Origin of the sequence: Frankia sp. AgB1.9, from assembly GCF_016786355.1 — a bacterium.
Taxonomy (GTDB): domain Bacteria; phylum Actinomycetota; class Actinomycetes; order Frankiales; family Frankiaceae; genus Pseudofrankia.
This window is the reverse complement of record NZ_JADWYX010000202.1, coordinates 1-9449: the sequence shown is the minus strand read 5'-3', so window position 1 is coordinate 9449 and position 9449 is coordinate 1. Positions and strand designations below refer to the sequence as shown.

The window sequence follows — 9449 nt, the reverse complement described above, 5'->3', positions numbered from 1 at the left end:
GGTGTGTCGGCGGCAGGGTCGTCGGCGCGGCGGTCGGCCTGTTCGAGCAGGGCCAGGTAGATCTCCTCCAGGGTCGGGCGGAGGATCTCCAGGTCCTCGATCTCGCCGTCCGGGGTGGCCGCGAGCAGCTCGCGGACCACGGCGGTCGGCGTCAGGGTCCTGACCTCGCGGACCTGGCCGCCGTGGCGCCAGCGCACGGTCGCGCTGTCGCGCAGCCGGCCGCCGAACTCGGCGGTCGGCGCGGTCTCGATCAGCTGCCCGTGCGTGATCACGCCAACCCGGTCGCAGAGCTGGGCAGCCTCGTCGAGGTAGTGCGTCGTGAGCAGGATCGTCGTGCCCTGCGCCCGCAGCGCCTCGACCAGCTCCCACACCTGGCGGCGGCCCTGCGGGTCCAGGCCGGTGGTGGGCTCGTCGAGGAACAGCAGCTCCGGGCGGCCCTGCACGCCGAGCGCGACGTCGAGGCGGCGGCGCTGGCCGCCGGAGAGCGCCTCGATCCGGGTGCCCGCCTGCTCGGTGAGCCCGACCGCGGCGATCAGCTCGTCCGTCGGCCGCGGCGAGGCGTGGTACCTGGCGAAGTGCCGGACCGCCTCGGCGACGGTGAGGTCGAGCGCCGCGCCGGTGGTCTGCGCGACGACGCCGGTGCGGGCCCGCCAGGCCCGGGTGGCCGCGGCGGGGTCGTGGCCGAGCACGGTGACCCGGCCACCGTCGCGGGAGCGGAAACCCTCCAGGATCTCGACCGTGGTCGTCTTGCCCGCCCCGTTTGGGCCGAGCAGCGCGAAGCACTCGCCGGCCTCGACGGTCAGGTCGAGGTCACGCACGACGGGCCGCCCGCCGTAGGCCTTGCGCAGTGCGGCTATCTCGATCGCTGGCATGCCACCATGATCTCGCCACCCGGGACCCGGGTGGAACCACCGCGAGGTGGGCGGCGCCGTCCACCGAACGGTGGACCCCGGGCACCCGGACGAGCGCGGCGCGGGACCCGCGCGTCAGTTTCCCGGCTCGAAGAGCCCCTCGAACTCCAGCTTCTCGTTGCGGACCCGGCCGTAGAGCAGCCAGTCGCCGCGGAACATCCCGTGCTCGTGGGGCGAGCCCGCGATGTGGGTACGCGGGCCGCCGGTCGTGCTGGGCATGAAGCGGATGCGCTCCAGGCCCTCCTTCAGGCCGACGCCGGACAGCGTCGGCGCCCGGAACAGGCCCGCGGCCAGCACCCGGGCGGTGTCATAGGCCAGGACCGGGATCGCGTTCGGCCACAGCGGCGGCGCCTCGCCGTAGCGGGCGACGTACCGGTCGTGGAAGCCGTGGACGAGCGCGTTGCTCGGGTCGAACTGGTCGATGCCGACCCAGCCCTCGAACTTCTCGAAGCCCATCAGGTAGAACATGAACGCCGTGCCCATGATCCGCGGCGGGTCCCAGGCGAGCTCGTCGAGCGCCGCGCGCAGCAGCCCCTGCAGCGCGAGCATGCCGTAGCCCATGTAGCACAGCGCGTCCGGGTTGGACTGCCGCAGGCTCGCGAGGTTGTCGGCGAGGTGGGTCGGGCTCTGCCCCACGGTCTCCAGCGCGACGATGCTCAGGCCCTGGATCCGGCACTCCTGGCGGAAGTAGCGGAAGTACTCGTCGCCGTTGGGCGAGACCTCGCTGAGGACGGCCACCCGCTTGTAGCCGTTGCGGGCGAGCCAGGCAGCGCACAGGGCCGCGTCACCGCCGCAGTCGCCGTTGCCGAGCCGGAAGCAGTAGTCCCCGGCCAGCCGCTCGGTGCCGGCCCAGCTGATCAGCGGCACCTGCAGCTCGTTCGCCAGCGGCGCCACCGCGATCGCGTTGTCCGAGCTGTAGGCGCCGGCGACCCCGATGCACCCCTGGTCGACGAGGTACCGGAAGCCGTCCGTGGCGTTGCGGGCCGAGCCGCGGGGCAGCCCGTTCTCCGCGTGCAGCACGAACTCGACCGGCCGATCGAGGAAGCCCTGCTCGATGGCCTCGTCGAAGGCCATCCGGTGGATCCTGTCGTAGCCGCCGCCGGGACCGTCGAGCGCCGAACCAAGCCAGCCGATCTTGATCGGCTCCGCGTCGCCACGAAAGGTGTCCCTGCGGGATTCCATCCGGTGCCCCTCTGGTCGGTGCGCCGCGTCAGGGCGCCCGTCAGGGCACCGAGTCGCAAGGTGGATTTTGGATATTGTAGAAGGTATCAAAACCCCCTCACGCCGGTCGACCGCCGCGCCGCCGGCGGCGGCGACCGCCGCGCCGAGCGCACGGGTGGCCGGTACGGTCGGACGGAGCCGGTCGGACGAGAGGGGAAGACGTGCCTCCCGATGAGCTGTTGGCCGGCACGCGCCGGGCGCTGCTGCACCGGCTGGCCACCGGGCAGGCCGAGGGGCGCACGCCCTCGCTGTTCGGCGCGGTGGTGCGCGGCGGGCAGCTGGTCTGGTCCGGCGGCCGAAGCATGATCGACGGCCACGCGCCTGACGCCGACGTCCAGTACCGGATCGGTTCCATCACGAAGAGCTTCGTCGCCGTGCAGGTCATGCGCCTGCGGGACGAGGGCCGGCTGGACCTGGCCGACCCGCTGGAGCGCCATCTGCCCGGTACCGCCGCCGGGCCGCTGACGATCGCCGAGCTGCTGGGCCACACCTCCGGGCTCGCGGCGGAGACGCCGGGGCCCTGGTGGGAGCGCACGCCGGGAACGACGCGACCACAGCTGGGCGATGTCCTCGGTGAGCCACCGACGCGGCACCCGGCCGGCCGCCGCTTCCACTACTCGAATCCCGGGTTCGCCCTGCTGGGCGCGCTGGTCGGCCGGCTGCGCGGGACGTCGTGGGCCGACGCGCTGCGCGGCGACCTGCTGACCCCGCTCGGGATGGCCCGGACCTCGCTGTCGCCCCAGGCCCCGCACGCCGGGGGCTTCGCGGTACATCCGTGGGCGGACGTGATGCTGCCCGAGCCGTTGACGGACACCGGGGTGATGGCGCCGGCGGGCCAGCTGTGGTCGACCGCCGCGGACCTGGCCCGCTGGGCGGCGTTCCTCGCCGGCGGCGCCGAGGGCGTCCTGCGCGCCGCCACGATCGCCGAGATGCGCCGGCCCGCGTCGGGGCCGGACGAGACGGACGACTGGGCCACCGCGTACGGGCTCGGCCTGCAGCTGCGGCGCCACGGCGGGCAGGTCCTGTTCGGGCACACCGGCTCGATGCCGGGATTCCTGGCCGCGCTGTGGGTGAGCGAACGCGACGACGTCGCCGCCGTCGTGCTGGCGAACGTGACCTCCGGCCCGGCGGTCGGGTCGCTCGCCGCCGACCTGGTCCAGATCGTCGCCGAGCACGAGCCGCGGCCTCCCGAGCCGTGGCGCCTGCTGACCACCGCCGACCCGGAGCTTCTGGCGCTCACCGGGCCCTGGTACTGGGGCCCGGCACCGCACCTGCTGCGGCTGCTGGCCGACCGGGGGCTGGAGCTCACCCCCGTCGGCCAGACCGGCCGCGGCTCCCGGTTCCGGGCCGAGGCGGACGGCACCTGGACCGGCCTGGACGGCTACTACGCGGGCGAGACGCTGCGGGTCGTGCGGGGGCCGGACGCCGCCGGCACCCACCTGGACCTCGGCAGCTTCGTCTTCACCCGGGCGCCCTACCAGCCGGACGCGCCCATCCCCGGCGGCGTCGGCGCGGACGGCTGGCACGCTTTCTGACGCCTGGTCCTGGTCAGTGGACCGGCGGCAGGACGGGGTCGGACTGCCGCGGAACGGCCGCGTCGTCCGGGGTCACGCGCGGCCGGCCCGCCACCTCGCTCGCGAAGAGCCCGGTAGGCACGACGAGCCGTGAGGCCACGTACGCCGTCTCCGTGGTCGGCGTCGGCGTCCGGGCGAGAACCACGCGCAGACAGACCCGGGTCGCGTCGGCGAGCACGACGAGGACCAGCAGGCCGAACGTCAGCGCGAGGACCCCGTCCACGGTCGAGTTCTGCACGATCTTGTGCATGTCACCGACGCTCTTGGCCGGCGCCAGCAGCTTCCCGTCGTCGAGCGCGGCGGCGTAGCGGTCGCGCTGCGCGAAGAAGCCGAGCCTGGGATCGTCCGAGAACACCTTCTGCCAGGTGGCGGTGAAGGTGACCGCGACATCCCAGGCCAGCGGAACCCCGGTCACCCAGGCCCACCGCGCGCGGCCGCTCTTGACGAACAGGGTGGTCGCCACCGTCAGGGCGATGGCCGCGAGCAGCTGGTTGGCCAGCCCGAACAGCGGGAAAAGCTGGTTGATACCGCCGAGCGGGTCGGTCACCCCGGCCCAGAGGAAATAGCCCCAGGCGCCGACCACCAGGGCGCTGCTCAGCCAGACCCCCGGCCACCAGCTCACCCGGCCGATCGGTTTCCAGACGTTTCCGAGCATGTCCTGCAGCATGAACCGGCCGACGCGGGTGCCGGCGTCGATCGTGGTCAGGATGAACAGCGCCTCAAACATGATCGCGAAGTGATACCAGAACGCGGACAGGGCGCTGCTGCCGAAGGCGCCGGAAAGTATGTGGGACATGCCGACCGCGAGGGTCGGGGCGCCTCCGGTGCGGGCGACCAGCGACGACTCGCCGACGGCCCTGGCCGCCGTGGCGAGCGCGTCCGGCGTGACGGTGTATCCCAGGTGCGCGACCGCCGTCGAGGCCGACGCCGCCGTGCTCCCGACGACCCCGGCCGGCGCGTTCATCGCGAAGTACAGGCCGGGGCTGAGCACCGCCGCCGCGATCAGCGCCATCAACGCGACGAAGGACTCGGTCAGCATCGCGCCGTAGCCGACCAGCCGGATCTGGGACTCCTTCTGGATCAGCTTCGGGGTGGTGCCGGACGCGACGAGCGCGTGGAAGCCGGACAGAGCCCCGCACGCGATGGTGATGAAGAGGAACGGGAACAGGCTGCCGGCGAACACCGGCCCGTTGCCACGGGTCGCGAAGGGGCTGATCGCGTCCGCCTGAAGTGTCGGTAGCTCCACGAGAACCCCGACTGCGAGCAACCCGATCGTGCCCACCTTCATGAAGGTGGAGAGATAGTCGCGGGGCGCGAGCAGCACCCACACCGGCAGCACCGAGGCGACGAATCCGTATCCCACCAGGCAGCCGACCAGCGCCTTCGGGCTGAGCGTGAAGGCGGCGGCGAGGCTGGACTCCTGGACCCAGTGGCCACCGACGATGGCCGCGAGCAGTGCCGCGACGCCAAGCGCCGTGGCCTCGGCGATCCGCCCGGGCCGCAGCACCCGCAGGTAGACGCCCATGAAGACCGCGATCGGGATCGTCATCGCGATCGAGAACGCCCCCCAGGGCGAATGCGCGAGGGCCCCGACCACGACGAGCGCGAGCACCGCCAGCAGGATGATCATGATGGCGAAGACCCCGACCAGCGCCGCCGCGCCGCCGATTGGGCCGATCTCGTCACGAGCCAGCTGGCCGAGGCTCTTGCCGTCGCGCCGCATCGAGAAGAACAGCGTGACCATGTCCTGCACCGCGCCCGCGAAGATCACTCCGGCGACGATCCAGATCGTGCCGGGCAGGTAGCCCATCTGCGCCGCGAGTACGGGGCCGACAAGCGGCCCGGCCCCGGCGATGGCGGCGAAATGGTGCCCGAACAGGACCCGCCGGTCGGTCGGCTGGTAGTCGACGCCGTTGTCGAGGCGCTCGGCCGGCGTCGCCCGACCGTCATCGACTCGCAGCACCCTGGTGGCCAGGAACCGGGCGTAGAACCGGAAGGCGATCGCGAACGACCCGAGGCCCGCGACCAGCATCCAGGCGGCGGAGACCGACTCGTGCCGGGAAAGCGCGAGCACGGCCCAGCCGATCGCGCCGGCCACCGACACCGCGGCCCAGCCGGCGATCGACCGAAGGCGTTGGGCTGTGCCGCCGCCGGACGGGTGGTGGACGCCGGACGCCTCGCGCAGCGCGCTCATGCCCGACCGCCTGAGCCGGCGGTGGAAACGGGCCGCCCGCGCGAGCCGATGAGGTCGAGCCCCTGGGGAAGATCGCTGCTGAAGCGCCGGAACCCGAACCGGGACCGGCAGTCGACCACGACGTCCCGGGCCACCAGGTCCGGGTAGGCACGCGGGTGGGCCAGCACGCTGCCGGCTGGATCCGCCTCCACCGGGCGCAGGCGGCGGGACCTCAGCGCGACCGCGCGCGGAGCCGTGCGCAGCCACGGATGGCCGGTGCACCCGCAGCAGACGCCGAGCGCGGCCCAGTCGAACACGATCATCTCGCCGTCGCGCAGTGCCGCGCGCGCCCGGTCGGTCAGCCGAATCACCGGTCTCCTCCCTAGCGACCGTCGTGTCCGTCATGGGCCATCGATTTCCCATGATCGCGAGGTCGCCTCTTTATAACCGGGCGACACTACGATCAGTGACTTCTCGGTCACGCCAGTAACCCCGGCGGGAGAGTTGTCCTGCTTGACCGGTGAACCGCGTCCCTGGAGCAGGAGGAGGAGCACGCGGACGACCTGCTGACGCTCCTGCAGAAGATGGAGCCCTGACGCGGCGCCCGGCGTGGCCGTTCTGCGGCGATATGTGGCCTCGCGACTAGACTCCGGTGACCATGACGGGGCAGTGGGTCAAGCCGCGAGGCCACCGGAGTGCTCGGTGATCGTCGATCGCGAGCGGCTGGAGAAGGCCCTGCCCGGCTACCGGGTCGCCGGGCGGCTCGGGGCCGGGGCGTTCGGCCTGGTGGTGGGCGGCCAGCACCGCCGGATGGGCCGCTCCGTAGCGATCAAGGTGATGGACGCCGACGGCTTCGCGGGCGTCGCGACCGGCTTCATCTCCGAGGCCAGGCTGCTGGCCAGGCTGGACCATCCGCACCTGGTGCGCGTGCACGACTATGTCGAGGCCGAGGGCCTCTGCCTGGTGGTGATGGAGCTGCTCGCCGGGGGCACGCTGGCCAACCGGCTGGCCGAGCTCGGCCCCGAGCAGGCCTGCGCCGTCGGGCTGGCGGTCGCCGCGGCGCTGGAGCACGCGCACGGCCAGGGTGTGCTGCACCGCGACATCAAGCCCGACAACATCCTGTTCGCCACGGACGGGACGCCCAAGGTCAGCGACTTCGGGCTCGCGAAGGTCTTCGAAGGGTCCGCAGCCACCGCCAGCGGAACGGTCGGCACCCCCCTCTACATGGCGCCCGAGCAGATCCAGGGCGGCCGGCTCGGCCCCGGCACCGACCTCTACGCCCTGGCCGTCGCGCTCTACCGGCTGCTGGCCGGGCGCCCGCTGTTCGATCCGAAGCAGCCCGTGCACGCCATGCTGTACCAGCAGCTGACCGTGACGCCGGCGCCGCTGACCGGCGTGGACCCGCGGCTGGCCGCGGTGGTGCTGCGCGCGTTGGCCAAGGACCCCGCCGACCGCCACCAGGACGCCCGGGCGTTCGCGGTGGACCTGGCGGGGGCGGCCGCCCAGGCCTTCGGCGCCGGCTGGGCCGCTCGCGCCGCGGTCCCGCTGCACCTCGACGACGCCGTCCGCGCCGCCGCCGACACCGACACCGACACGTCCACCGCCACCGTCGAGTCTGATCGGCCCCTGGTCGGACTTGTCGGAGGCGAGCTGGCTGCCCTGGGAGCCGGGTTGGCCCCCGCCGAACGCGCGCCGGCTGTCGCGGTGGCCGGCGCGGCTGTCGCCGTGGCCGAGCCGGCCGTCGCGGTAGCCAGTTCGGGCGTGGTAGCCAGTTCGGGCGTCGCCCCGGCCGCGCCGGCCGCCGATGAGGACAGGGCAGCCGATGGCGCCGGGCCGGCGGCCGGCGGTACCCCGCCGCCCGTCACCGCCGGCGGGAACGTCGCGGGCGGGACCGAGCCGCCCGGCGCGAGGGGCGGGTCGCGGCGCAGGCTGACGCGGCTGGCCTTCGTCTGCGCCCTCGTGCTGGCCGCCGTCGCCGTGCCGGTGGGTCTGCTCGACGCGGGCATCCGCTCAGGCGGGAGCCACGCGGCGGCGAAGAACGCGACCGACACGTCGGTCAGCGCGCGGCCTCCGACGGCGACGGCCACGTCCGCCCCGGCGACCCCGTCATCCGGCCCGGCCACGACACCGGCTGCCACGCCGACCGGCGCCACGTCGGCCCGCACACCCCAGACCGTCGTCTCGTCGGCTGGCGCGGGCCCCACGACCGGCCAGCCCCAGACCGCGCCGGGCACCACCCGCCCGGCCGCCAGTTCGGGCCAGGCCGGCCAGGCAGGGCCCGCTGGTCCTGGGACCGACGCGAACTATCAGGCCGGCTCCTCGGTCAGCGTCGCCGGCTGCGCCGGCTGGCTGGACTTCTCCGACATCCTCTACGGGACGCTTTCCGCCGGCGCCGCCTCCTGCGCCGCCGATGTCATCACGACCAGCGACACCCTCGGCGACTCGACGGTCAGGCTCACCGCCGAGAACTACGCCGAGAAGAACTCCGCCCCCGGCGGCTTCCTGTATTTCGGCTACTACAAGCTCTCGGTGCACATCTGCATCTGGAATGTCACCGACGCCGGCCACAAGCAGTGCTCCGCCACGTACACCGACACCCAGGGAACCGTCACCCGGGGCTGAGCGACGCCGGAGACACGCGAGCCCGCCGGGGACACCACGCCAGTCGCGACCGGGCCTGGGCCACGCACCCCCGCGAAACGGCCAGGGCGCAGCGATCCACGGCCTTCGGGGGATCACCGCGGCGGCCCGGCTGTGACGTCGGACACCGCAATACTTCCGGATATGTCCGGTTTTGACGCGCGGGAATCAGTGGCACGCATTCATTGATCGCGCCCCGTCGAGTTGTGACGTCGAGCACAGATCGAATGACGGCCGAACGAGAATAGGCAGATCAAGCCGATCGCCAGAAGCAGCTACCTGCCAGTTGTGCATCAGTTTGAAATCCACTGGTCAGCCAACTCCCACCTGCTTTCTGGATCCCCGTGGGCAGCGAGTGGGCCGGGTGTGGCATTGCGCATGCAAAGGCGTCTGCACGGGCGTACTGTCCGCAGACAGATCACTACAACGAGGTGGTGATCAGGCCCGCCGAAGCAATCGGCGTGCGCGACGGGTCCGGGCGAAGGCGGGGGTACGCAGTCCAGTCCCCCGCCTTCCCTGTCTTAGGAGGCAATACATGGTGGCCGCCGTCACCCTCGCTCTGGCTGCCCTGGTCCTGGCAACCGTGACCGCCGTCGGCGCGACGATCACCGCACGCAGGCTCCGGCGAACCTCCCAGATGGCCCGCGTCCTGACCGTCATTCCCCGCCGCTGCCCTGACTGCGGTCATGGCTGGGAGGACGGCCGCGCCCGGCACACCCCCTGCGCCTCGACACACCGTGCCGTGGCGTCCCTCCTGCTGCCTCCCGACATCGCCTGACGCCCTCCCCGGGGCGGCGGCCCACCGGCGCGGGGACCAACAGACGGTGTGGGGGGTCAGGGCGGGCGCCGGCGCCGGCGCCGGATCGGCGGACTATCTGGCGACCGCCGGTATCCCGGTGACCGGAGTGGGCGCCGACCCCTCCTGGGGCC

The 9449-nt window shown here is 73.1% G+C and carries 7 protein-coding genes; 3 read left to right on the top strand and 4 right to left on the bottom strand.

All coding sequences use genetic code 11. The features are described 5' to 3' along the window. Together I6A60_RS39625 and I6A60_RS39620 are read right to left on the bottom strand one after the other, a co-directional pair. Positions 1 to 872 (bottom strand): ABC transporter ATP-binding protein (locus tag I6A60_RS39625; RefSeq protein ID WP_203055861.1); only part of this gene is annotated, 872 nt, incomplete at its 3' end. 114 nt (positions 873 to 986) lie between these two features. Beyond that, complete coding sequence (locus tag I6A60_RS39620; protein WP_203023572.1) at positions 987 to 2093, bottom strand: ABC transporter substrate-binding protein; 1107 nt, start codon at positions 2091 to 2093, stop codon at positions 987 to 989. A gap of 200 nt (positions 2094 to 2293) precedes the next feature. On the opposite strand from I6A60_RS39620, the gene I6A60_RS39615 reads away from it, so the two are divergent. Next, positions 2294 to 3667, top strand: coding sequence for a serine hydrolase (locus tag I6A60_RS39615; RefSeq protein ID WP_203023571.1), 1374 nt, complete (start codon positions 2294 to 2296; stop codon positions 3665 to 3667). Positions 3668 to 3680: 13 nt separating this feature from the next. On the opposite strand, the gene I6A60_RS39610 is transcribed toward I6A60_RS39615, so the two are convergent. Then, positions 3681 to 5900: a carbon starvation CstA family protein gene (locus I6A60_RS39610; protein ID WP_203023570.1), complete on the bottom strand. Its 2220-nt coding sequence runs from the start codon at positions 5898 to 5900 to the stop codon at positions 3681 to 3683. Then, the gene (locus I6A60_RS39605) at positions 5897 to 6250 is read right to left on the bottom strand and encodes a hypothetical protein (protein ID WP_203023569.1); all 354 of its coding nucleotides are present in this window, start codon (positions 6248 to 6250) and stop codon (positions 5897 to 5899) included. The genes I6A60_RS39610 and I6A60_RS39605 overlap by 4 nt, the downstream gene beginning before the upstream one ends. A 331-nt stretch (positions 6251 to 6581) precedes the next feature. Between I6A60_RS39605 and I6A60_RS39600 the strand changes: the two genes are divergently transcribed. Then, positions 6582 to 8501 carry a serine/threonine-protein kinase gene (locus I6A60_RS39600; protein ID WP_203055860.1) on the top strand — a complete coding sequence of 640 codons (1920 nt, stop codon included), beginning with the start codon at positions 6582 to 6584 and terminating at the stop codon, positions 8499 to 8501. Positions 8502 to 9054: 553 nt separating this feature from the next. Beyond that, positions 9055 to 9297 (top strand): hypothetical protein, encoded by a 243-nt coding sequence (locus tag I6A60_RS39595; RefSeq protein WP_203023566.1) that lies wholly within the window; start codon positions 9055 to 9057, stop codon positions 9295 to 9297. The last annotated feature ends 152 nt before the right edge of the window (positions 9298 to 9449 follow it).

Excerpts from the sequence above, each read along its gene's own strand:
- I6A60_RS39620 (WP_203023572.1), bottom strand. The coding sequence starts at position 2,093 with ATGGAATCCCGCAGGGACACCTTTCGTGGCGACGCGGAGCCGATCAAG.
- I6A60_RS39595 (WP_203023566.1), top strand. The coding sequence starts at position 9,055 with ATGGTGGCCGCCGTCACCCTCGCTCTGGCTGCCCTGGTCCTGGCAACC.
- I6A60_RS39610 (WP_203023570.1), bottom strand. The coding sequence starts at position 5,900 with ATGAGCGCGCTGCGCGAGGCGTCCGGCGTCCACCACCCGTCCGGCGGC.